The sequence below is a fragment of the Streptomyces sp. D2-8 genome (assembly GCF_023184515.1).
GTDB lineage: Bacteria > Actinomycetota > Actinomycetes > Streptomycetales > Streptomycetaceae > Streptomyces.
Window position 1 is genome coordinate 1186901 of sequence record NZ_JAAHBP010000001.1, and the last position, 22529, is coordinate 1209429.

The window sequence follows — 22529 nt, forward strand, 5'->3', positions numbered from 1 at the left end:
GTCAGAAGAGCGGCTCGGGAAGCACCCCTTCCAGGGCGAGCAGCCTCCGCTTGGTCTCCAGGCCGCCCCCGAAGCCGCCGATGCCGCCGCCGCTCTCGACGACCCGGTGACAGGGCACCACCACCGGCAGCGGATTGGCACCCATCGCCATGCCCACGGCCTGGGCGGCGCCCGGCTGGCCGACCCGCCCGGCCAGGTCGCCGTATCCGACGACCGATCCGTACGGCACGCCCGAGGCCAGTTCGCGCAGGACCTCCCGGTTGAAGCCGGAGATCAGCGACCAGTCCAGCGGCAGGTCGAAGTCGCGTCGCTCACCGGCGAAGTAGGCCTCGAACTGGCGTATCGCCTCGGCCAGCAGCGGGGAGCCGGGCGCCTCGACGGGCTCGGTGCCCAGCCGTGACGCCAGCCGCTCGACGGCCCGGTCCCGCACCGCGTCGGCGGCGTGGAACACGACGTTGACCAGGCCGTCCCGGCTCGCGGCCAGCAGCAACGGCCCGATCCCGCTCTCGACGACCGCCCACACGACCCGCGGCCCGACTTGCTCTCGGCTGTCCATGCGCCCACAGTAGGACCCGCCACTGACAATGCCGCCGGGCGGAACCCCGGATCAGCCGCCCACGGCCTTTCGCACCACATCCGGCTTGTTGGTGATGATCCCGTCGACCCCGTACCCGGCGACCCGCTGGGCCGTCCTCCCGTCGTCGACCGTCCAGGCGAAGACCTCCAGCGGCTTGTCGTGCGGTCCGTCGAACGCCTGCACGGAGGACACGTACGCCGGGGACAGCGAGCTGTACGAGGGGTTGATCTGGTCGGCGAACTCGGCGTAATAGAGCAGGTCCGAGACCGGCGGCGTCCCCAGGAGGCCCGTCTTCACGCCGGGCTTCAGCTCGTGCACCGCCCGCACGCTGTCCGGGCTGAAGCTCTGCACGATCAGCCGGCCGGCCAGATGCGACCGGTCGAGCCAGCCCTCGTTGCTGAGGACTTTCAGGGTCTGCCGCTCGATGCCCGGGTACAGCTCCGGGTTCTTGATCTCCAGGAGCAGCTTCTGGTGGTGACGCTCCAAGCGGTCCGTGAACTGCTCCAGCGTCGGCACGCGCGTGCCCGCGTACGCGGGTCCGAACCAGCTGCCCGCGTCCAGACGCGCGATTTCCGCTGCGGTGAAGTCCTTCACCTTCCAGGGAGCCCGGCCCGGGAAGACCTCCTCGGCGTCGGTGGTGCGCCGCAGGTTGTCGTCGTGGATGACGACCAGCTCGCCGTCCCTGGTTCGCTGCACGTCGTTCTCCACCCAGCGGATGCCCAGCTCCGCCGCTCTGTCCACGGCGGCCAGGGTGTTCTCGGGCGCGTACGCGGAGGCACCCCGGTGCGCGATGACCAGCGGCGACGTGCTGCCCCCCGCGGCCTGGGCGGGGGCGGCGGGGAACAGCAGGGCGGCGGTTCCCAGGAGTGCGGTGGTCGAGGCGGCAACAGCGCGCGCGTGCATGCGTACTCCTCGCGACGAGCGATCGGCGACATCACAGACAGCACAACTGTGACAGCAGAGGGTCAACGCGAGAGGGGTACGGGATGGCCACACGCTGAACGGGGATGACCCAACTCCGCTCACCGGTACCGCACAACTGCGGCAAGGCCGTGTTTCTTTGCCGGAAAGTCGTTCGACCATTCCGGTGGGGGTCATACTCTCTGCGTCAACCCTGACCGCTCGTGCGGTCCTGGGAGGGGGCGCACATCAGGTATTCCGGGACGTTCACGGGCGGGAAGGGCAGCCGCGCATGCAGGGCACGGTCGACGGATTCAGCTATGGCCTGGTCACACCCCTGGTGGCCTACTTCATGGCCTTTCTCGGTGGCGCTCTCGGCTTGCGCTGCACCACCAGATCCATGCTCGTCTCGCAGTCCTGGCGCCCCGGCTGGCTCGCCCTCGGCTCCGCCGCCATCGGCTCCGGCATTTGGACCATGCACTTCGTCGCGATGATGGGATTCACCGTCCGGGGGACCTCGATCCACTACGACAGGGCGATGACCTTCGCGAGCCTGGCCGTGGCGATCGTCATGGTGGGCGTCGGGATCTTCATCGTCGGCTACCGGGGAGCCCGCGGGACGGCCCTGTTCACCGGCGGGACCATCACCGGCCTCGGCATCGCGTCGATGCACTACCTCGGCATGGCCAGCATGAGCCTGGACGGGAAGCTGGAGTACAACACCGTCACGGTCGGCATCTCCGTCGTCATCGCCATGGGCGCCGCCACCGCAGCCCTGTGGGCCGCCGGCCAGGTCAGGGGCTTCCTGTGGAGCGTGGGCGCCAGCCTCGTCATGGGACTGGCCGTCAGCGGCATGCACTACACCGGTATGGCCGCCCTCAGCGTCCACCTGCACGGCACGGATGAACCCACCACGGGAGATTCGCCCGCGAGCCTGCTCGCACCCATGCTGATCGGCCCGCTCGCCTTCCTGCTTCTCGCGGGCGTCGTGGTGATGTTCGATCCGCTGATGGTCATGGGGAAGCCCGCCGTCGTCCCCGTCGAGCAGAAGCCCGGCATCCCCGCCCACACCCACGTCCGGCACTCCGCCCACCGCCTGCGGTTCCGTCCCCGCCGGACCTTTGAGCACCGGGGGTCCCGCACCCCACAGAACCGCTGATCAGAGCCCGTTGTCAGTGCGGGGTCGTACGGTGGATCCCATGCGGCCCGTTTCAAAGATCGAACGCACGGTGGCGCCCTTCGAGGTCGTCAGCCCCTACCAGCCGAACGGCGACCAGCCGACGGCCATCGCCGATCTCGCCCGGCGCATCGAGGCGGGTGAGAAGAACGTCGTGCTGCTCGGCGCGACCGGCACCGGCAAGTCCGCCACCACCGCGTGGATGATCGAGAAGCTCCAGCGCCCCACGCTCGTGATGGCGCCGAACAAGACACTGGCCGCCCAGCTGGCGAACGAGTTCCGCGAGCTGCTCCCGAACAACGCCGTCGAGTACTTCGTCTCGTACTACGACTACTACCAGCCCGAGGCGTACGTCCCGCAGTCGGACACCTACATCGAGAAGGACTCCTCGATCAACGAGGAGGTCGAGCGCCTGCGCCACTCCGCGACCAACTCGCTGCTCACCCGCCGCGACGTCGTCGTGGTCGCCTCGGTCTCCTGCATCTACGGTCTCGGCACCCCGCAGGAGTACGTGGACCGTATGGTCCCCCTCCGCGTCGGCGAGGAGATCGACCGCGACGAGCTGCTGCGCCGCTTCGTGGACATCCAGTACACGCGCAACGACATGGCCTTCGCGCGCGGCACCTTCCGCGTCCGCGGCGACACCATCGAGATCTTCCCGGTCTACGAGGAGCTGGCCGTCCGCATCGAGATGTTCGGCGACGAGATCGAGGCGCTGTCCACCCTGCACCCGCTCACCGGCGAGATCATCAGCGACGACGAGCACCTCTACGTCTTCCCGGCCTCCCACTACGTCGCAGGACCCGAGCGCCTGGAGCGGGCCGTCAACGACATCGAGAAGGAGCTGGCCGAGCGCCTGACGGAGCTGGAGAAGCAGGGCAAGCTGCTGGAGGCCCAGCGCCTGCGCATGCGGACCACGTACGACATCGAGATGCTGCGCCAGATCGGCAGCTGCTCCGGCGTCGAGAACTACTCGATGCACTTCGACGGCCGCTCGCCCGGCTCACCGCCGAACACTCTGCTGGACTACTTCCCGGACGACTTCCTCCTCGTCATCGACGAGTCGCACGTCACCGTTCCGCAGATCGGCGCCATGTACGAGGGTGACGCCTCCCGTAAGCGCACCCTCGTCGACCACGGCTTCCGGCTGCCCTCCGCCCTGGACAACCGCCCCCTGAAGTGGGAGGAGTTCCAGGAGCGCATCGGCCAGACGGTCTACCTGTCGGCCACCCCCGGGAACTACGAGATGTCCCGCTCGGACGGCGTCGTCGAGCAGATCATCCGCCCCACCGGCCTCGTCGACCCGGAGGTCGTCGTCAAGCCCACCGAGGGCCAGATCGACGACCTGGTGCACGAGATCCGGCAGCGCACCGAGAAGGACGAGCGCGTCCTGGTCACCACGCTCACCAAGAAGATGGCCGAGGACCTCACGGACTACTTCCTGGAGCTGGGCATCCAGGTGCGCTATCTGCACAGCGACGTCGACACCCTGCGCCGTGTCGAACTGCTGCGTGAACTGCGCGCGGGCGAGTACGACGTGCTGGTCGGCATCAACCTCCTGCGCGAGGGCCTCGACCTGCCCGAGGTGTCCCTGGTGGCGATCCTGGACGCGGACAAGGAGGGCTTCCTGCGCTCCGGCACGTCCCTGATCCAGACCATCGGCCGCGCCGCTCGCAACGTGTCCGGCCAGGTCCACATGTACGCCGACAAGATCACCCCGGCGATGGAGAAGGCCATCGACGAGACGAACCGGCGCCGCGAGAAGCAGATCGCCTACAACACGGAACGGGGCATCGACCCCCAGCCCCTGCGCAAGAAGATCAACGACATCGTCGCCCAGATCGCCCGCGAGGACATCGACACCGAGCAACTGCTCGGCTCGGGCTACCGCAAGGCGAAGAAGGACGGCGGCGGCACCAAGGCGCCCGTGCCCTCCCTCGGCAAGGCGGCCGGGGCGGCCAAGTCCGCCAAGGGCAAGGGCAAGACCAAGGAGACGGTGCCGACCGACCGCCCCGCGGCCGAACTGGCCGAACAGATCGAGGAGCTCACCGCGCGGATGCGGGCCGCCGCCGCGGAGCTCCAGTTCGAGATCGCGGCCCGACTGCGCGACGAGGTCTCGGAGATGAAGAAGGAGCTGCGCCAGATGAAGGAGGCGGGCCTGGCCTGACAGCCTGCCGCGTACGCGCAGTGTTGCAAGACCGACACAAAGTGCGGACCGGGGTACGTCGCTGTCAGTACCCCTGCGTAGGGTTCTGGTCAACCGCGACTGCGCGGCAACAGGGGACGTTCGAGAGGGGAATCAGCGCGTGACCGTCAACATGACCAAGGGTCAGGCCATCAGTCTGCAGAAGAGCGACGGCGGCAGCCTGACCGCGGTTCGCATGGGTCTCGGTTGGCAGGCGGCTCCCCGGCGCGGCCTGTTCGGCTCGCGCACGCGCGAGATCGACCTCGACGCCTCCGCCGTCCTGTTCGCGGACAAGCAGCCGGTCGACGTCGTCTTCTTCCGCCACCTGGTGAGCGACGACGGCTCGGTGCGCCACACCGGTGACAACCTCGTCGGCGGTGTCGGCCAGGGCGGCGACGACGAGGCGATCCTCGTCGACCTCGCGCGGGTCCCGGTCCACATCGACCAGATCGTCTTCACCGTGAACTCCTTCACGGGCCAGACCTTCCAGGAGGTGCAGAACGCGTTCTGCCGCCTGGTCGACGAGACCAACGGCCAGGAGCTCGCCCGCTACACGCTCGCCGGCGGCGGCCAGTACACGGCCCAGATCATGGCCAAGGTCCACCGTTCCGGCCAGGGCTGGACGATGACGGCCCTGGGCAACCCGGCCAACGGCCGTACCTTCCAGGACCTGATGCCGGCGATCCTGCCAGTGCTCTGAGAGCGCCCGGGCCCCGGTCGGCGGGCCCGGCGAGCAGCACGCGACCTCACACAACGACACAGGGGGACGAAGGCGATGACGGCCGAGCTGGTGCGGGGGCAGAACCACCCGCTCTCCCAGGCCCGTCTCGAGATCCGGATCTCGGCTGGTACGCCGATCGTGGCCGTGGCCGCGCTCGGCGACGAGAACGGCCGGATCCACGGCGTGGAGTGGGTGGCCCACCCGGGCGCACCCACCCAGCCAGGTCTCGAGGTCTCCCGTCAGGCCGCCGCCGACCATCGCCTTGCGGTGGACCTGGACGCCGTGCCGGAGGCAGTCCACCGTGTCAGCGTGCTGCTCGCCCTCCCCGTGAGCGGGACGGGCCCGGTCCGTTTCGGCGCGGTGGCCGCCCCCTTCGTCGCCGTCACCGGCCTCGACGGTGGCGAGGTCGCCAGCTACACCATCACCGGCCTGGAGGCCGAGTCGGCCGTCGTCGCCCTGGAGCTCTACCGCCGGCAGGGCGCCTGGAAGGTGCGAGCCGTCGGCCAGGGCTACGCGGGCGGCCTCGCCGAACTCCTCACCGACCAGGGCCTGCCGCAGGCCCGTCAGCTCGCCGACAGCATCAACGACGCGGTGGCCCAGGGGCTGGCCCGCTCGGTGCAGGCGCCCCCGCCGCGCACCGCGGACGGTAACCGCTCCCGGCAGGCAGCGGCTCCCGCCCTCGGCCCGGACCAGGGCGGCACCGTGCCTCAGCCCCCTCCCGTGCCGCCGGTGTCCCCGTACAGCGGTCAGACGCCCGGCGGTCCCGGGCAGCCCGCTCCGCAGCAGCCGTCGTATCCGGGCGCCGAGCCGGACCCCCACGCCGTCACCCAGCCGTCCGCGCCGACGGCCGGTGGCCCGATCGACTACAGCCACCCGCGCCGCCAGAACGCCGCTCCGCCACCGCCCCCGCCGACCGCGCCTCCGGCCGCCCCCGGGCAGCCCGCACAGCCCGTCGCGGGTGACGCGACCGGCTGGTCCATGGAGGAGCGGCTCTACAACCAGGTGTGGGGCATGTTCGAGGACCTGGCCCGCACCACCGCCGCCTACCGCAGCGCCGTCGACTTCGCCGAGTCACGCATGGACAAGGAGCTGGAGCAGGTCCTCTCCGACCCGCGCAGCCGGATCGGCGGGCAGGGCGACGCCGCCCGCGAGGCGGTCCGGGCCCGGCACGCCCAGCTCGTCGCACAGGCCCGGGAGGCCCTCGACCGGGACCTCGCCCAGCTCGCGGCCGAGGCCGACGTCGTCGAGCCGGCCCTGCCGCCGGCGTACGCCCGCTGGGACAACCCGGCGTGGCACTCCTACCGGGTGCCGATGGAGATCCCCATGGCCCTGCGCCTGGGCGATCTCCACCTCCCCGAGGACGACCGGATCCGCATCCCGATGCTGGTCCGGCTGCCGCTGGAGCGGGGCCTGTGGATCGACAGCGGACCGGCCGGATCGTCCGACGGTTCGTTCACCGACTCCCACGCCATGAGCCGTCTCGCCATGGATACGGCGGTCGCGCACGCGGGCCGGCTGCTCGCCGTCTACCCGGCGGGCGAGTTCACCGTCCATGTCATCGACCCGGCCGGCTCGGGGGCTCAGCCGCTGGCGCCCCTCGTGCAGGCCGGTGTGCTCGCGGCCCCGCCCGCGCTCGGCGCCGCCGGCGTGGCGGACGTGCTGGGCCGGCTCACCCAGCGGGTCGACCTGGTGCAGATGGCGGTCCGGGGCGGCGCCGCCGACTCCCTCCCGCCCGGTTTCGACACGTCTCAGCAGCTGCTGATCGTCAACGACTTCCCGCACGGCTTCGACGACCGGGCCGTGAACCAGCTGCGCTACCTCGCCGACGAGGGCCCCGCCTTCGGTGTCCACCTGATGATGGTGGCCGACCGGGAGGAGTCCTCCGGGTACGGGCCTTTGCTCGACCCGCTGTGGCGTTCGCTGCTGCGACTGACACCGGTGGCCGACGATCACCTCGCCGACCCGTGGGTCGGTCATGCCTGGACGTACGAGCCCTCGCTCGTGCCGTCCGGCAGCAAGGTCCTCCAGCAGGTGCTGAACCAGGTGGCCGCTGCCCGCACCAAGTTCACGTAAAGCTCCCTGACCAGGCATTTTGGCCATTCTTTTGCCAAGCTCTTTACCTGTTCTTGGTGATTGGGTACTGTTGACGGCACGGAGGGGAGTACTCCCTGTCTGCTGCGGCGTACCCGTCAATACGGATCAGGCCAGATCCCGGGGCGCCGGCCCGTCCTTGGGTGGAAGAGACCTCCGGCAGCGACGACGCTGACATTTGCCGTTACGACTGCCGGAGGCGCAGTGGATGTTTCCGTGACCCTATGGGTCCTGACGATCGTGGGTCTCGCCGCCCTGATCGCGGTCGACTTCTTCATCGGCCGCAAGCCGCACGACGTGTCGATCAAGGAAGCCGGGATCTGGACGGTCGTCTGGATCGTGCTGGCCGCCCTCTTCGGATTCGGCCTGCTCCTGTTCGCCGGTGGCCAGCCCGCCGGTGAGTTCTTCGCCGGCTTCATCACCGAGAAGTCACTCAGCGTCGACAACCTCTTCGTCTTCGTCCTGATCATGGCGAAGTTCGCGGTGCCGTCGCAGTACCAGCAGCGGGTGCTGCTGATCGGCGTCCTCATCGCCCTGGTCCTGCGAGCGATCTTCATCGCCGCCGGTGCGGCGATCCTCGCCAGCTTCTCCTGGGTCTTCTACATCTTCGGCGCCTTCCTCATCTGGACCGCCTGGAAGCTCATCCAGGAGGCCCGGGCGGACGAGGAGGACGAGGACTGGGAGGAGAACAAGCTGCTCAAGGCCGCCGAGCGCCGCTTCGGCGTGGCCGACCGCTACCACGGCACCAAGCTGTGGATCGAGGAGAACGGCAAGCGGGTCATGACCCCGATGCTGGTCGTGATGCTCGCGATCGGCACCACCGACGTCCTGTTCGCCCTCGACTCCATCCCCGCGATCTTCGGCCTGACCCAGGACCCGTACATCGTCTTCACGGCCAACGCGTTCGCCCTGATGGGTCTGCGCCAGCTGTACTTCCTCATCGGCGGCCTGCTGAGGAAGCTGGTCCACCTCAGCTACGGCCTGTCGATCATCCTCGGCTTCATCGGCGTGAAGCTGGTGCTGCACGCGCTGCACGAGTCCGGGGTGCACGTCCCCGAGATCGGCATTCCGGTATCGCTCGGCGTGATCTGCGCCGTCCTGATCGTCACCACGATCACCAGCCTGCGAGCTTCCAAGAAGCAGGCGGCGGCCGAGGCGGCGCAGGGGAAGAGCGGAGACGCTCCGAAGGACAGCGTCGACGTCTGACCGCGTCGGACGCAGGAACAACCATCACCGGGGCCGGTGGTCGGCGCATTGGCGACCACCGGCCCCGGTGCTTGCCTGTTTCCTGAGCCACGGCACCGCACTGGGCACCGCACCGCACCGCGCCGCACCGGGCACGGCACCCGCACCCGGCTCACCCCGCAGCGGCCTCCGCAGCCGCGCCCGTCCGCACCGGACGCGTCTCCGGCAGCAACGCGAAGCACCCCAGGCTGAACAGCGCGATCACCGTCAGATAGGCGGCCACGCCCCACGGCACCCGCCCGCCCTGCTCGGCCAGGGCCGTCGCCACGATCGGTGTGAGCGCACCTCCGACGACCCCGCCGAGGTTGTAGCCGACGGCGGCGCCGGTGCAGCGCACCCGCGGCTCGTACAGCTCCGGCAGATACGCGGCGATCACGGCGAACATCGTGATGAACGCGAGCATCGCCCCGAGGAAGCCGAGGAACATCGGCAGCGGCGCCCCGGTGGCGAGGAGCGCGACCATCGGGAACATCCACAGCGCGGCGGCCGCACACCCGGCCAGGCAGAGCGGCCGCCGGCCGTAGCGGTCACCGAGCAGCGCGACCAGCGGGGTGAGAGCGCCCTTCACGAGCACCGCGCCCATGATGCAGGTCAGTATGACGCTGCGGCTCACCCCGAGCCGCTCCGTCCCATACGCGAGGGACCAGGTCGTCACGGCGTAGAAGATCGCGTAGCCGATCGCGAGTCCCCCGCCGGTCAGCAGGAGGAGCCGCCAGTGGTCGCGGACGACCTCGGCGAGGGGCACGCGGGCGTGGTCGTCGATCTGGAGGAAGCTGGGGCTCTCGGCGAGCGACGACCGCAGCCACAGCCCCACGACGGCCAGAACTCCCGCCGCCCAGAACGGCACCCGCCACCCCCACGCGGCGAACTGCGCCTCGGTCAGGGTCGAGGACAGCCCCAGCACCACACCGTTGGCGAGCAGGAACCCCAGCGCGGGCCCGACCTGCGGGAAACTCGACCACAGGGCGCGCCGTTCGGCCGGCGCGTGCTCCACGGCCAGCAGCACCGCCCCACCCCACTCCCCGCCGAGCCCCAGCCCCTGGAGGAAGCGCAGCACCAGGAGCAGCAGAGGAGCGACCATGCCGATCGTGTCGTACGTCGGCACGCAGCCGACCGCGACCGTGGAGGCCCCCGTCAGCAGCAGAGAGGCGACGAGGACCGGCCGCCGCCCGCGCCGGTCCCCGATGTGCCCGAACAGCACCGATCCCAGCGGCCGGGCCACGAAGCCCACACCGAAGGTGGCGAAGGCGGCCAGTGTCCCGGCCACCGGAGAGAAGGTCGGGAAGAACAGCGGACCCAGGATCAGGGCCGCCGCGGTGCCGTAGACGAAGAAGTCGTAGAACTCGATGGCTGTGCCGGCGAGTGAGGCGGCCGCGAGGCGCGGCATGGAGGGTGCCTTTACGGTGCGTTCGTCGTGCATGTCGCGTCAACCACCCACCGTGATCGCCGGTTACGGGGGCGCACGGAGGGCTTGGGGCCCTCAGTACGTGACCGTGATGCGCCGGGCGGGTCCGTCCACGCGCACGGTGCCGCCGTACGGAATCACCAGCTGGGGATCGGTGTGCCCGAAGTCCACGTCGAAGACGATCGTGGCCTCCGGGGCGTAGGCCCGCATGGCGCGCAGCACGGCCTCACGCTGGTCGGCCGCGTAACGGGCAGCCTGCTCCGGGGTGTTGGGCCGCTCGAAGGACCATGCCTTCGGCCGGCCCATCAGCAGGGCCGAGAAGCGCCTCAGCAGCCCGCGCTCGCCCATGCTCCGCAGGGTGTGGAAGACCTCCGTGGCGCTCGGCATGTCCTCCGAGGTCTCCAGGAGCAGCACGCCGCCGTCGTACTCGGACAGGTCGCGGGCGATCTCCCGGTCGGCCATCAGCAGCCAGGCGACGATCTCCAGGCAGCCGCCCCAACTGCGGCCCTCGGCCACCCGGTCGGGGTTCACCCAGGTCCAGCCGGTACCGGGCCGGGTCTCCGGCTCCGCGTCGAAGGTCGCCGGGTCCGCCCAGTCCCGGTCGATGTCACGCCACCGCTCGGCGGGCCTCAACTCGTAGGGTCCCGAGGTGAACAGGGCCGCGCGCAGGGACTCGGCGGTCTGCGGATGCATGGCCCCGGGGCGGCCCAGCTCGTACATCACGCTCCCGCCGTGGAAGCCGACGATGCCGCAGGTGCGCAGGAAGGCGAGCAGGTTCGTGTTGTCGCTCATCCCGAAGAACGGCTTCGGGTGGGCCCGGATCAACTCCCGGTCCAGGTACGGCAGCACGGTGATCTGGTCGTCGCCGCCGATCGACGCGATGACGGCCTTGATCTCCGGGTCGGCGAAGGCCGCGTGGATGTCGTCGGCCCGCTCCCGGGGTGTGGAGCCCATGGTGCGCGTCGCCGGATACTCGACCGGCTCCAGCCCGAACTCCTCGCGCAGCCGCCGAAGGCCCAGCTCGTAGGGGAGCGGGAAGAGCCCCGGCAGACCTGAGGAGGGCGAGATCACGGCGATGCGGTCACCCGGGGACGGCTTGGGCGGACAGGTCGGGCTGGTCAGGCTCGTCATGCCGGGAGGCTACGGCCCGGCGGGCTGCCGGCGCACCGTGATAAACCGGCTGTGAGCAGCGGTCCGCCACGGGCCGCCCGACCCCGAACGGACCGGAGGAACCGTGCCCCGCACCCTGGCCCACGCCCCGATCATGATCCTCAACGGCCCCAATCTGAACCTGCTCGGCCAGCGCCAGCCGGAGATCTACGGCTCCGACACCCTCGCCGACGTCGAGGCCCTGTGCGCCAAGGCGGCGGCCGCGCACGGCGGCACGGTCGACTTCCGCCAGTCCAACCACGAGGGCGAGCTGGTCGACTGGATCCACGAGGCGCGGTTGAACCACTGCGGCATCGTGATCAACCCCGGTGCCTACTCGCACACCTCCGTCGCCATCCTGGACGCCCTCAACACCTGTGACGGCCTGCCGGTGCTGGAGGTCCACATCTCCAACATCCACCAGCGCGAGTCGTTCCGGCATCACTCCTACGTCTCGCTGCGCGCCGACGGGGTCATCGCGGGGTGCGGCGTGCAGGGGTACGTGTTCGGGGTGGAGCGGGTCGCGGCGCTGGCAGGGGCGGGCAAGGCGGACGCGTGAACCACTGCCGGTAAGCCCCGCCGGCCATGGCGGACGCCTCTTACAGCCCGCCTTCCTACAGCCGCCCCGCCTCCACGATCCGCCGCAGGAAGCGCCGCGTCCGCTCCTGCTGCTGGGACCCCCGAGGACATGCTCGGTGGTGCCCCGCTCCAGCAGCTCACGCGCGCGTGCCTCGGCCTCGGCTCGAACGGGCCCCGACCGCTGCCGTGTCGGCATTTGCCCGGGCCGCCGGCCGAGGGCGGGGAACGACAGGCCGGCGGCCCATCCGCCCAGGAGCCGTCATCCTGCGCGGGGCTGCTACCAGTTGACCGCGCAACCAGGTCCGAGGGGAGCGCACGTGCGACACCGGCGTGTGTGGGCGATTCACACGGGGCGCGTGCGCGGCTCACCCCTCAACGCGATTGCGCCCCGCGCAGCCACTCACCAGTCCTGCGCGCCACCCGCGCGCCCGTCACCGCACTCCGCGCGCGATCCTCACCACCCGCGCGCGTGCCACTCCGGCAGGTGCGGGCGCTCCGCGCCCAGGCTCGTGTCGTTGCCGTGCCCCGGGTAGACCCAGGTCTCGTCCGGGAGAGCGCCGAAGATCTTGGTCTCGACGTCGTGGAGGAGACGCGCGAACGCCTTCGGGTCCTTATGGGTGTTGCCCACACCGCCGGGGAACAGGCAGTCCCCGGTGAACACATGGGGATGCCCGTGGGGGTCGTCGTAGACGAGGGCGATCGAACCGGGCGTGTGCCCGACCAGGTGGCGCGCGGTGAGCTCCACGCGCCCCACCCGGATGGTGTCGCCGTCGTCGACCAGCACGTCGGTCCGTACGGGAATGCCGTCGGCGTCCTCGCGGCCCGCGTAGGTGCGGGCGCCGGTGCCCGCGACGACCTCGGCCAGCGCCTGCCAGTGGTCGCCGTGCCGGTGGGTCGTGACGACGGACGCGATGCCGTCGTCACCGATCATGCCGAGCAGCGTCTCCGCCTCGTTCGCGGCGTCGATCAGCAACTGCTCGTCCGTGGCCCGGCAGCGCAGCAGATAGGCGTTGTTGTTCATCGGACCCACCGCGATCTTGGTGATCATCAGGTCCTTGAGCTCGTGCACATCGGCCGGTCCGCCGACCGTCACCTCTCCGCTGTACGTCATGTCCGCCAGCCTATAGCGGGGGAGTGGCCCGGTCCCGCAACCGGGAAGCGGCCCTAGAGCGGAGGCAGCGCGGGAAGCGGACCTCCGTTCACCGCCAGTGCCGCCCCGGGGCGGCGGCCGGCGAGCCAGCCCAGCAGGTCCGCCGGAGAGCCCGTGACGGTCACCTCCGGTCCCGCCTCCGCGTCCCGTCCCGTCCTCCACTCGCGCGTGCCGTCCGTGAGGCGCGTGGACGGTACGTCGGGATGCCCGGCGAACCGGTCGGCGAGGAAGTCGATCTCCCGCTGGGTGAACTCCGCCGGCAGGTCCTCCAGCTCGTATCCGATCCCCAGGTCCACGTGATGCAGCTCCACCTCGACCCACCGCCGGAACGGCACCCGGGACGCGGAGTCCGTGACCCCGTTGCGCAGCTCCACCGTGCGCGACCAGTCCGCCGGAGCGTCCCCGGCCTGCCGGAAGCGGGCCGCGCTCTCACGCAGGTCGGCGAGCTGGACGTCGAGGGCGCGCGGGGCGTCCCGCGCGATGTCGGCGTCCCGGGCCTCGCCGGAGACGTACATGGGACGCCCCTCCAGGACGTTCACGAGGGCGTCCGCGTTGCGGGCGAGGTGGGCCAGGACGTGGCCGCGGCTCCAGCCGGGCAGCCGTGACGGGTGGGTCACAGACGCGTTGTCCAGTTTGCCGACTGCGGTCAGCAGCCGCTCCGTCGCGTCACGTACAGACGCCAGGTCATGAGCGTGATCAATCATGGTGCTGACCCTAGCTCCGCCACTCCTTCGGGTGAAGGTGGTGAAGCAGTGCCGTAATTCGAAAGCGCGTGCTATATGGTCGGACGTGGCGTCGGGCATGCTGGAGAGCCGGGGTTTGTTGGCAACCCGTGAACCCGACCGGCGTTGTCAGTGGCTCCCCCTAGTCTGAGAAAGACGGGGGCCCCGCCCCTGTCACTTCTCTCAAGAAAGGTGCGGACCGGCGTGGCCGACCGTCTCATCGTTCGTGGAGCGCGCGAGCACAACCTCAAGAACGTCTCGCTCGACCTCCCGCGCGACTCGCTCATCGTCTTCACGGGCCTGTCGGGGTCGGGCAAGTCCTCGCTGGCCTTCGACACCATCTTCGCGGAGGGACAGCGGCGCTACGTGGAGTCCCTCTCCTCGTACGCCCGGCAGTTCCTCGGCCAGATGGACAAGCCGGACGTCGACTTCATCGAGGGCCTGTCCCCGGCCGTCTCCATCGACCAGAAGTCGACGTCGCGCAACCCGCGCTCCACGGTCGGCACCATCACCGAGGTCTACGACTACCTGCGGCTGCTCTTCGCGCGCATCGGCAAGCCGCACTGCCCCGAGTGCAGCCGTCCGATCTCGCGCCAGTCGCCGCAGGCCATCGTCGACAGGGTCCTGGAGCTGCCCGAGGGCAGCCGCTTCCAGGTGCTGTCGCCGCTGGTGCGCGAGCGCAAGGGCGAGTTCGTCGATCTCTTCGGCGACCTCCAGACCAAGGGCTACTCCCGTGCGAGGGTGGACGGCGAGACGATCCAGCTGTCGAACCCGCCCACGCTGAAGAAGCAGGAGAAGCACACCATCGAGGTGGTCGTCGACCGCCTCACGGTCAAGGACGGCGCCAAGCGCCGCCTCACCGACTCCGTGGAGACCGCCCTCGGCCTGTCCGGCGGCATGGTCGTGCTCGACTTCGTCGACCTCCCGGAGGACGACCCCGAGCGCGAGCGCATGTACTCGGAGCACCTGTACTGCCCGTACGACGACCTGTCCTTCGAGGAGCTGGAGCCCCGCTCCTTCTCCTTCAACTCGCCCTTCGGCGCCTGCCCCGACTGCACCGGCATCGGCACGCGCATGGAGGTCGACCCGGAGCTGATCGTCCCGGACGAGGACAAGAGCCTCGACGAGGGCGCCATCCACCCCTGGTCGCACGGCCACACCAAGGACTACTTCGGCCGCCTGATCGGTGCCCTCGCCGACGCGCTGGGCTTCCGCACGGACATCCCCTTCGCCGGTCTGCCGCAGCGCGCCAAGAAGGCCCTGCTCCACGGCCACAAGACCCAGGTCGAGGTCCGCTACCGCAACCGCTACGGGCGCGAGCGCCGCTACACCACGGCCTTCGAGGGCGCCGTCCCCTTCGTCAAGCGCCGGCACAGCGAGGCCGAGAGCGACTCCAGCCGCGAGCGCTTCGAGGGCTACATGCGCGAGGTGCCCTGCCCGACCTGTCAGGGCACGCGCCTGAAGCCGGTCGTCCTCGCGGTCACGATCATGGGCAGGTCCATCGCCGAGGTCTCCGCGATGTCGATCAGCGACTGCGCGGACTTCCTGGGCGAGCTGAAGCTCACCGCCCGCGACAAGAAGATCGCAGAGCGCGTGCTGAAGGAGGTCAACGAGCGGCTGCGGTTCCTGGTCGACGTCGGTCTGGACTACCTCTCGCTGAACCGCGCGGCCGGCACCCTGTCCGGCGGCGAGGCCCAGCGCATCCGCCTGGCCACCCAGATCGGCTCCGGCCTCGTGGGCGTCCTGTACGTCCTGGACGAGCCGTCCATCGGTCTGCACCAGCGCGACAACCACCGGCTGATCGAGACCCTGGTCCGGCTGCGCGACATGGGCAACACACTCATCGTCGTCGAGCACGACGAGGACACCATCAAGACCGCCGACTGGATCGTCGACATCGGCCCCGGCGCCGGTGAGCACGGCGGCAAGGTCGTGCACAGCGGCTCCCTGAAGGAGCTCCTCGCCAACGCCGAGTCGCAGACCGGTCAGTACCTGTCCGGCAAGAAGGCCATCCCGCTGCCCGACATCCGCCGCCCGCTGGACCCGTCCCGGCACCTCACGGTGCACGGCGCCCGGGAGAACAACCTCCAGGACATCGACGTCTCGTTCCCGCTCGGCGTCTTCACCGCCGTCACCGGCGTGTCCGGCTCCGGCAAGTCGACGCTGGTCAACGACATCCTGTACACGCATCTGGCCCGCGAGCTGAACGGTGCGCGGAGCGTGCCCGGGCGGCACACGCGCGTGGACGGCGACGACCTCGTCGACAAGGTCGTGCACGTGGACCAGTCGCCCATCGGCCGCACCCCGCGCTCCAACCCGGCCACGTACACCGGCGTCTTCGACCACATCCGCAAGCTGTTCGCCGAGACGACCGAGGCGAAGGTCCGCGGCTACCTGCCCGGCCGCTTCTCCTTCAACGTCAAGGGCGGCCGCTGCGAGAACTGCGCGGGCGACGGCACCATCAAGATCGAGATGAACTTCCTCCCGGACGTCTACGTCCCGTGCGAGGTCTGCCACGGCGCCCGGTACAACCGGGAGACCCTGGAGGTCCACTACAAGGGCAAGTCCATCGCCGACGTCCTGAACATGCCGATCGAGGAGGCCACCGAGTTCTTCGAGGCGGTCCCCGCGATCTCCCGCCACATGAAGACCCTGAAGGACGTCGGCCTCGGCTACGTACGGCTCGGCCAGTCCGCGACCACCCTGTCCGGTGGTGAGGCCCAGCGCGTCAAGCTCGCCAGCGAGCTCCAGCGCCGCTCCACCGGCCGCACGGTCTACGTCCTGGACGAGCCGACCACCGGTCTGCACTTCGAGGACATCAGCAAGCTGCTGACGGTCCTGTCCGGACTGGTCGACAAGGGCAACACGGTCATCGTCATCGAGCACAACCTCGACGTGATCAAGACCGCCGACTGGATCGTCGACATGGGCCCCGAAGGCGGCGCCGGCGGCGGACTGGTCGTCGCCGAGGGCACGCCCGAGCAGGTGGCCGGGGTCCCGGCCAGCCACACCGGCAAGTTCCTGCGGGAGGTCCTCGGCGCCGACCGCGTCAGCGACGCGTCCTCGGTGAAGGCGCCGCGCAAGACGACGGCCCGCAAGACGGTCGCGGCCAAGACGGCATCGGCCCGCAAGACCGCCACCAAGACGGTCACCGGCACGGCCGCCAAGAAGACGGTGACCAAGACCACCAAGGCCGCCGCGAAGAAGACGACCCGGACCAGCAAGGGCTGAGGTCTCCTGCCGAACGCGCCGTGCCCCACAGGCAACGTCCTGTGGGGCACGGCGCGTTCGGTGTTTGGTCAGGCCTTCTCCGGCTCCACGAACTGCATGTCGAGCTGGATCTTGACCACGTCGCCGAGCAGACCGGGGGCGAAGTCCAGCCCGAAGTCGCCGCGCCGGATCTCACCCGTCGCCTCGAACCCGGCGTGCCGACTGCCGTCCATGGGCACCTCGACCAGCCCGCCGAACTCCACGGCGAACGACACCGGGCGGGTCACGTCGCCGATCGTAAGCTCGCCCTCCATGGTCCAGTCGTCACCCTCGCCCGACACTCGCGTCGAGCGGTACGTCATCGTCGGGCGCTTCTCCACGTCGAGCAGGTCGGAGGCGCGGACGTGCGCGTCCCGGTCGGCGTTGCCGGTGTTCACCGAGACCAGGTCGACGGTCGCGGAGACCCGCACGTCCTCGACCCGCTCCCCGACGGACAGTTCGGCCTCCAGCCGCTCGAAGCGCCCCCGCACCTTGGCGATGCCCAGGTGCCGGATGGTGAAGTTCACGGAGGAGTGGAACGGGTCGAGGGCCCAGGTGCCCGGGGCCAGCGGCAGAGCGGTCCTGGCAGCGGCGGCGGTTTCATTCGTCATGCCCTCCACCCTGAGGGCCGTGCGGCACGGGAGGGAGACCGGCCGGAGCCTGGTAGTGACGGGGCCACCCTCCGCGCCCGCGGGCGCTGTACGTTCGGCGGGTGAGCGACAACGAGTTGGGCACGTTCCTGCGCACCTGGCGCGAAGCCGTCACCCCGGCCGAGGCGGGTCTGCCCGCAGGCCCCCGGCGCCGTACCCCGGGCCTGAGGCGTGCAGAACTGGCCACGCTCGCCGGCGTCAGCGTCGAATACCTCACCCGGCTGGAACAGGGCCGCGACCGCAACCCCTCCGCCCAGGTGCTCGGCGCCCTCGCCGACGCCCTGAACCTCTCCCTCACCGACCGGATGCTGCTGCGCCGCCTGACCAAGGAGGCGGACGGCGGTGACCCCCTGCTCTGTGCGGCGGCGCCGCAGCTCAGCCGCGCGGCGCGCCCCACCGTACGGGCCGTGCTGGACCGCCTGGAGCCCACTCCCGCACTGGTGGTCAACTGGATCGGCGACATCCTCGCCCACACGGCCGGGTACGAGCGTCTGGTCGGCCCACTCGGCCTGCTCGACGACGAGCGGCCCAACCTGCTCCGGTATCTGTTCACCGACGCGCGGGCCCGCAGCGTCTACCGCGACTGGGACCGGGTGGCCGACGACCTCGTCGCCCGGCTCCGGCACGGCGTCCCCCTCGGGGACCCGTACCTCGCCGAGCTGGCCGACGAGCTGTCGGTGACGGCAGGCGCGGACTTCACCGACCGGTTCGCCGATCTGGCCATGGCACCGCGGCGGACGGGCTCCCAGCACATCGAGCACCCGGAGGCCGGTTCCCTGCGGCTGCTGCACGAGACGCTCGCGCTCCCCGACGAGGGGCAGCAGCTCGTCATCCACCTGCCCGAGGACGACGCCACGGCGGCCGCACTGGACCGCCTCAACGGCCGCCGCCCCGGCGCACTGCGGGCGGTGGCGATGGGCGAGACCGGCTGAAGCACCCTCGGCCCGCCACCGGCGGCTCGCCCGGTCAGCCCCGCAGTTCGTGCGCGTACGGCGGTTCCGCCCCGGCCCGTGAGCAGGTGACCGCCGCCGCGCGGGCCGCAAAGCCCAGCAGTTCCGTCCAGCCGTCGGGGCCCAGTTCGGCCGGCGCCCGGGCGCTGAGGGCGTCGCGTTCGGCGAGCCCGTGCAGCAGGGCCGCGTTGACCGTGTCGCCCGCGCCGATCGTGTCCACGACCGCCACGCGTTCGCCCGGCACCGTGTACTCCCCGCCGTCGGCGGTGAAGGCGGTCAGCCCGTCGCCGCCCCGAGTGATCACGACCGCCGCCGGACCGGCCGCCAGCCACTCCCGGGGCGTGCCGCCCAGCCACTCGGCGTCCTCCGCCGACAGCTTCAGCAGCGACACCGACGGCAGCCAGCTCTTGAACCGTGCCCGGTAGGCGTCCGCGTTCGGGATCAGCCCGGCCCTGATGTTCGGGTCCAGCGCGGTGAACACGCCCTGCGCGGCAGCCCGGCGCATCAGCTTCTCGTATGCGCTCGCCCCCGGCTCCAGCACCAGCGAGCAGGTACCGAAGGACACGCCCCGGGTGCCCGACGGCAGCGCCCGGGGCGCCGTGAACAGCCGGTCCGCCGTCCCGTCGACGTAGAAGGAGTACGCAGCCGAGCCGTCCGCGCCGACCGTGGCGACGGCCAGGGTCGTCGGCTCGGTGCCCCGCTGCACCGAGGACACGTCGACCCCGGCCTCGCGCAACCGGTCCAGCAGGGCCTCTCCGAAGGCGTCGGACGACACCCGGGAGCAGAAAGCGGCGGGGGAGCCGAGGCGGCCCAGCGCCACGGCGGTGTTGAACGGGCCGCCGCCGAGCGCGGGCCGCAGCGCCGCCAGGGCACCCGTGCCCTGCGGTACCAGGTCGATCAGTGCCTCACCGGCGACGACGATCACGACAGGGTTCCTTCCTCGGACGGACTGGGGCAGCCGCACGACGTGCGGTGGACGAAGGCGCAGGGCAGACGCACGGTCCGGGCGGGCCGGTCCGGCCGGGCGAGACGCTCCAGGAGCACGCGGACGGCCCGCGCCCCGATGTCCTTGCCGGGCTGGGCGATCGCGGTGAGCCGGGGCGAGAACAGATCCGCCCAGGCGAAGTCGTCGAAGCAGCACAGCGCGATGTCGCCCGGCACGGACAGTCCGCGCGCGCTCAGGGCACGCAGCACCCCGATGGTCATGGCGTTGTTGCCTGTGACCAGCGCGGTGGGCGGCACGCCCAGGGACAGCAGGGCCTCGGTGGCCTGCTCGGCGCCGGTCGACTCCGAGTCGCCGTGCACCAGCAGCCGCTCGTCGTACGTCAGCCCCGCGAACGCGAGACCGCTGCGGTAGCCGGTGATCCGCTCGCTCGTGGTGCTGAGCCCCGGCCGCCCCGCCACCAGCCCGATCCGCCGGTGACCGAGCCCGGCAAGATGGGTGACCAGCCGGGATGTCGGTTCGGCGTTGTCGGCGCACACCTGGTCGAAGCGCGGACCGCCGTCCTTCCCGGGCGGGTCAATCAGCCGGTCCAGGAACACGGCCGGTACGTCGTGCCGCCCCAGGTAGGCGAGCAGTCCGCGCGGATCGGCGGAGGGCGCGACGATCATGCCGTCGACCCGGCGCTCGTGCAGCAGCTGCACGACCTTGCGCTCGTGCGCGGGGTCGTCGTGCGGATCGGCGATGAGCAGGCTGTACCCGGCCTCCAGCGCGGCGGCCTCGACGCCCTGGAGGATCTCCGTGAAGTAGGGGTTGCTGATCGCCGACACGGCCAGCCCGACGGACCGGGTACGGGCCGTGACCAGGGAACGGGCCAGCGTGTTCGTGGTGTAGCCGAGCTCCTCCACGGCGTCCAGGACCGCCTTGCGGGTGTGCGGCAGCACCGGCCGGGTGCCGTTCAGCACATGCGAGACGGTTGCCACGGAGACACCGGCGCTCCGCGCCACGTCGGCCATGGTCGCCATGCCGCTCCCGCCTCCTCTTTCAGGTCCTGGCGGGGAACGTATCGCATCCGGCGGCAGACGTAAACGTTTGCGCAATCGTTTACGTCAAACGTCAAACGTCAAACGGCAGGCGGCAGGCGGCAGGCGGCAGGCGGCACACGGCACACGGCAGGCAGCGGGCAGCAAGCAGCGGCCGCAGCACCGACTGCGGCCGCCGCCCTCAGCTGTCTACTCCCAGTCCCAGCCGATCCCCAGGAATCCCGCCCGCACCCGCGGCTCGACCAGATGCACCGACCGGTGCCGGCCGCTCAGAGCCAGGTCGTGGCATCCGCTGCGCGGCGCCGCGGCCGAGTGCTGCGCGAAACGGTGGCAGCGCACCGGCAGGGCCGCCGCGTCGAAGCACACCTGGAGGGCGTACTGGCCGCCGGGGGAGTCGAAGCCGCGGACGTACTCGCGTGCCACACCCGCCGTGCCGTCCTCGACGCCGTAGCGGAACAGGAAGGTGTCCCCGGCCCGCAGCCGGGTGTCGAAGAGCAGCTCGGCCGCGAGCAGTCCCGTGTCACGGTGCCAACGGACGCGTCCGATACGGCAGTTCTCCAGGGCGTGCACCCGCATGCGCTCCGGGGTGGCTCCCCGGTCGCCGTGGTGGACGGCCACGAAGCCGTCGATGCCGTCCCGGTGGGCGCGCACGATGTGGTGCGACTCGCGCTCGGCCAGCTCGCGCCGCGCGCCGATCCGGAGCCGTTCGTGGTGGCCGAGCGTGTGCAGGCCCCCGTCCGGCGGGCAGTCCAGCTCGGCCAGCAACTGGTCCAGGACCCCGGAGGCCTCGACGAGCGAGCGGTAGGAGCGGGCGGCGGACCGCAGCCCGGACGGGCTCTCCGCGGACTCGGCGAGCAGCCGGATGAGCGACTCCTCGGGAAGCTCCAGGATCTCCTCCAGCGCCCGCACGGCCCGTAGCGACTCGGGGCGCTGCGGACGCCGGGCCCCCTGCTGCCAGTAACTCAGGCTCGTGACGCCGACCTTCACCCCGTGACGGGACAGATGGTGCTGCACGCGCTGCAGGGGCAGTCCGCGGGCGGCGATCGCGGCCCGCAGGGCGACGTGGAAGGGGCCGCCTCGCAGGGCCGAGTCCAGTTCCGCGGTGGCGACGTCCGCTTGCTGTGGGGCGTGCGGCATGCAGGGGCCTCTCTGTGAGTCGGCGACGGCTGGTCAGACCGTCGGCGCGGGCCGCCCGGGGCCGTCCCCCCGGCGCGGAAGAGGTCTTCACATCCGTACGCCGTCGTTCAGGGCCCCGAGTTCCCCCGCATTGAAGCGTGTTGACCTGGTCCCGACAACACTTGATGCCGGACAGTGACGTACGCGCTCCTGGCCGGGCTCCGTCCGGACACGCGAACGCCCGGGGCGTGCGCCCCGGGCGTTCACGGTGGACGTGTGCGGTGGAGGTGTACTGCTAGGAGCGGCCGCTTCCGCCCTGTTCCCTGAGAGCCAGGCGCTTGGCCCGCACTATGTCGGGGTCGCGCGGGTCCAGGGCGTCGCGCAGCGCGAACGCCTCGTCCGCGTACCGGCGGGCACGGACCGTCCGCCGGGTTTTCTCGATCCGCATCCGCTTCATCTGCGCAGCCCTCCGACCCGTGGCCCGCCCATTCCGCTCGGAAGCGGGCGGTCCGCACTGACAACCTGTGTCTGCACCGACACGGTCTCCGTCCACCGGACGTCGCCGTGTCCCCGTGGGAAGCCTGCATTCCCGCTACCGGCCCGCCGTAATCCCGCGGCGGGACATGCCGTTGGAAACTGCCTCCCGCCGGGACCGTGATCGTGCCCCGCGGCCGCGCCGG

Annotated in this window: 19 protein-coding genes and 1 pseudogene; 8 read left to right on the plus strand and 12 right to left on the minus strand. The window is 70.9% G+C overall.

The genetic code is table 11. From position 1 onward, the window contains the following. Window position 1: 1 nt before the first annotated feature. Window positions 2-556: a methylated-DNA--[protein]-cysteine S-methyltransferase gene (locus G3I77_RS05350; RefSeq protein ID WP_248501380.1), complete on the minus strand. Its 555-nt coding sequence runs from the start codon at window positions 554-556 to the stop codon at window positions 2-4. 51 nt (window positions 557-607) lie between these two features. Further along, on the minus strand, window positions 608-1480 hold the full coding sequence (locus tag G3I77_RS05355) for a glycerophosphodiester phosphodiesterase family protein (protein ID WP_248501381.1): 873 nt from the start codon (window positions 1478-1480) through the stop codon (window positions 608-610). 289 nt (window positions 1481-1769) lie between these two features. Between G3I77_RS05355 and G3I77_RS05360 the strand changes: the two genes are divergently transcribed. The 5 genes from G3I77_RS05360 (at window position 1770) to G3I77_RS05380 (ending at window position 8857) form a co-directional block, all read left to right on the plus strand. Next, complete coding sequence (locus tag G3I77_RS05360; protein WP_248501382.1) at window positions 1770-2636, plus strand: MHYT domain-containing protein; 867 nt, start codon at window positions 1770-1772, stop codon at window positions 2634-2636. A 40-nt stretch (window positions 2637-2676) separates the two neighbouring features. After that, window positions 2677-4821, plus strand: coding sequence for an excinuclease ABC subunit UvrB (gene uvrB, locus G3I77_RS05365; protein ID WP_248501383.1), 2145 nt, complete (start codon window positions 2677-2679; stop codon window positions 4819-4821). Between the two features lie 139 nt (window positions 4822-4960). After that, window positions 4961-5539 carry a TerD family protein gene (locus G3I77_RS05370; RefSeq protein WP_248501384.1) on the plus strand — a complete coding sequence of 193 codons (579 nt, stop codon included), beginning with the start codon at window positions 4961-4963 and terminating at the stop codon, window positions 5537-5539. Between the two features lie 75 nt (window positions 5540-5614). Further along, the gene (locus tag G3I77_RS05375) at window positions 5615-7633 is read left to right on the plus strand and encodes a TerD family protein (protein WP_248501385.1); all 2019 of its coding nucleotides are present in this window, start codon (window positions 5615-5617) and stop codon (window positions 7631-7633) included. 222 nt (window positions 7634-7855) lie between these two features. Continuing rightward, window positions 7856-8857 (plus strand): TerC family protein, encoded by a 1002-nt coding sequence (locus G3I77_RS05380; protein ID WP_248501386.1) that lies wholly within the window; start codon window positions 7856-7858, stop codon window positions 8855-8857. A 151-nt stretch (window positions 8858-9008) separates the two neighbouring features. On the opposite strand, the gene G3I77_RS05385 is transcribed toward G3I77_RS05380, so the two are convergent. Next, window positions 9009-10283 carry an MFS transporter gene (locus tag G3I77_RS05385; RefSeq protein WP_248501387.1) on the minus strand — a complete coding sequence of 425 codons (1275 nt, stop codon included), beginning with the start codon at window positions 10281-10283 and terminating at the stop codon, window positions 9009-9011. A gap of 93 nt (window positions 10284-10376) precedes the next feature. Beyond that, window positions 10377-11432, minus strand: coding sequence for a S66 peptidase family protein (locus tag G3I77_RS05390; protein WP_374385336.1), 1056 nt, complete (start codon window positions 11430-11432; stop codon window positions 10377-10379). Window positions 11433-11535: 103 nt separating this feature from the next. Here G3I77_RS05390 and aroQ point away from each other — a divergent pair, with 103 nt between their 5' ends. Beyond that, on the plus strand, window positions 11536-12009 hold the full coding sequence (gene aroQ / locus G3I77_RS05395; protein WP_142164611.1) for a type II 3-dehydroquinate dehydratase: 474 nt from the start codon (window positions 11536-11538) through the stop codon (window positions 12007-12009). Window positions 12010-12064: 55 nt separating this feature from the next. Here the strand turns inward: aroQ and G3I77_RS05400 are convergent. From G3I77_RS05400 to G3I77_RS05410, 3 genes and pseudogenes are all read right to left on the minus strand, one after another. Next, a pseudogene (locus tag G3I77_RS05400) lies at window positions 12065-12165 on the minus strand (peptide ABC transporter ATP-binding protein); the annotation flags it as partial. 318 nt (window positions 12166-12483) lie between these two features. Continuing rightward, window positions 12484-13140 carry an MBL fold metallo-hydrolase gene (locus G3I77_RS05405; RefSeq protein WP_248501388.1) on the minus strand — a complete coding sequence of 219 codons (657 nt, stop codon included), beginning with the start codon at window positions 13138-13140 and terminating at the stop codon, window positions 12484-12486. Between the two features lie 53 nt (window positions 13141-13193). After that, on the minus strand, window positions 13194-13883 hold the full coding sequence (locus tag G3I77_RS05410; protein ID WP_248501389.1) for a maleylpyruvate isomerase family mycothiol-dependent enzyme: 690 nt from the start codon (window positions 13881-13883) through the stop codon (window positions 13194-13196). Window positions 13884-14105: 222 nt separating this feature from the next. Here G3I77_RS05410 and uvrA point away from each other — a divergent pair, with 222 nt between their 5' ends. After that, window positions 14106-17132 carry an excinuclease ABC subunit UvrA gene (uvrA, locus tag G3I77_RS05415; RefSeq protein WP_248501390.1) on the plus strand — a complete coding sequence of 1009 codons (3027 nt, stop codon included), beginning with the start codon at window positions 14106-14108 and terminating at the stop codon, window positions 17130-17132. 68 nt (window positions 17133-17200) lie between these two features. Here the strand turns inward: uvrA and G3I77_RS05420 are convergent, their stop codons facing one another. Continuing rightward, a complete protein-coding gene (locus G3I77_RS05420; RefSeq protein WP_248501391.1) occupies window positions 17201-17761 on the minus strand; it encodes a YceI family protein in 561 nt (186 codons plus the stop codon). 101 nt (window positions 17762-17862) lie between these two features. Here G3I77_RS05420 and G3I77_RS05425 point away from each other — a divergent pair, with 101 nt between their 5' ends. After that, window positions 17863-18732: a helix-turn-helix domain-containing protein gene (locus G3I77_RS05425; RefSeq protein WP_248501392.1), complete on the plus strand. Its 870-nt coding sequence runs from the start codon at window positions 17863-17865 to the stop codon at window positions 18730-18732. A 34-nt stretch (window positions 18733-18766) separates the two neighbouring features. Here the strand turns inward: G3I77_RS05425 and G3I77_RS05430 are convergent, their stop codons facing one another. The 4 genes from G3I77_RS05430 to G3I77_RS05445 all read right to left on the minus strand — a co-directional run bounded on the left by G3I77_RS05430 (window position 18767) and on the right by G3I77_RS05445 (window position 22297). After that, complete coding sequence (locus G3I77_RS05430; protein WP_248501393.1) at window positions 18767-19675, minus strand: carbohydrate kinase; 909 nt, start codon at window positions 19673-19675, stop codon at window positions 18767-18769. Next, window positions 19672-20715: a LacI family DNA-binding transcriptional regulator gene (locus G3I77_RS05435; RefSeq protein ID WP_248501394.1), complete on the minus strand. Its 1044-nt coding sequence runs from the start codon at window positions 20713-20715 to the stop codon at window positions 19672-19674. The genes G3I77_RS05430 and G3I77_RS05435 overlap by 4 nt, the downstream gene beginning before the upstream one ends. A gap of 207 nt (window positions 20716-20922) precedes the next feature. After that, window positions 20923-21870 carry a hypothetical protein gene (locus G3I77_RS05440; protein ID WP_248501395.1) on the minus strand — a complete coding sequence of 316 codons (948 nt, stop codon included), beginning with the start codon at window positions 21868-21870 and terminating at the stop codon, window positions 20923-20925. Window positions 21871-22144: 274 nt separating this feature from the next. Then, window positions 22145-22297 (minus strand): hypothetical protein, encoded by a 153-nt coding sequence (locus G3I77_RS05445; protein ID WP_248501396.1) that lies wholly within the window; start codon window positions 22295-22297, stop codon window positions 22145-22147. Window positions 22298-22529: the final 232 nt, after the last annotated feature.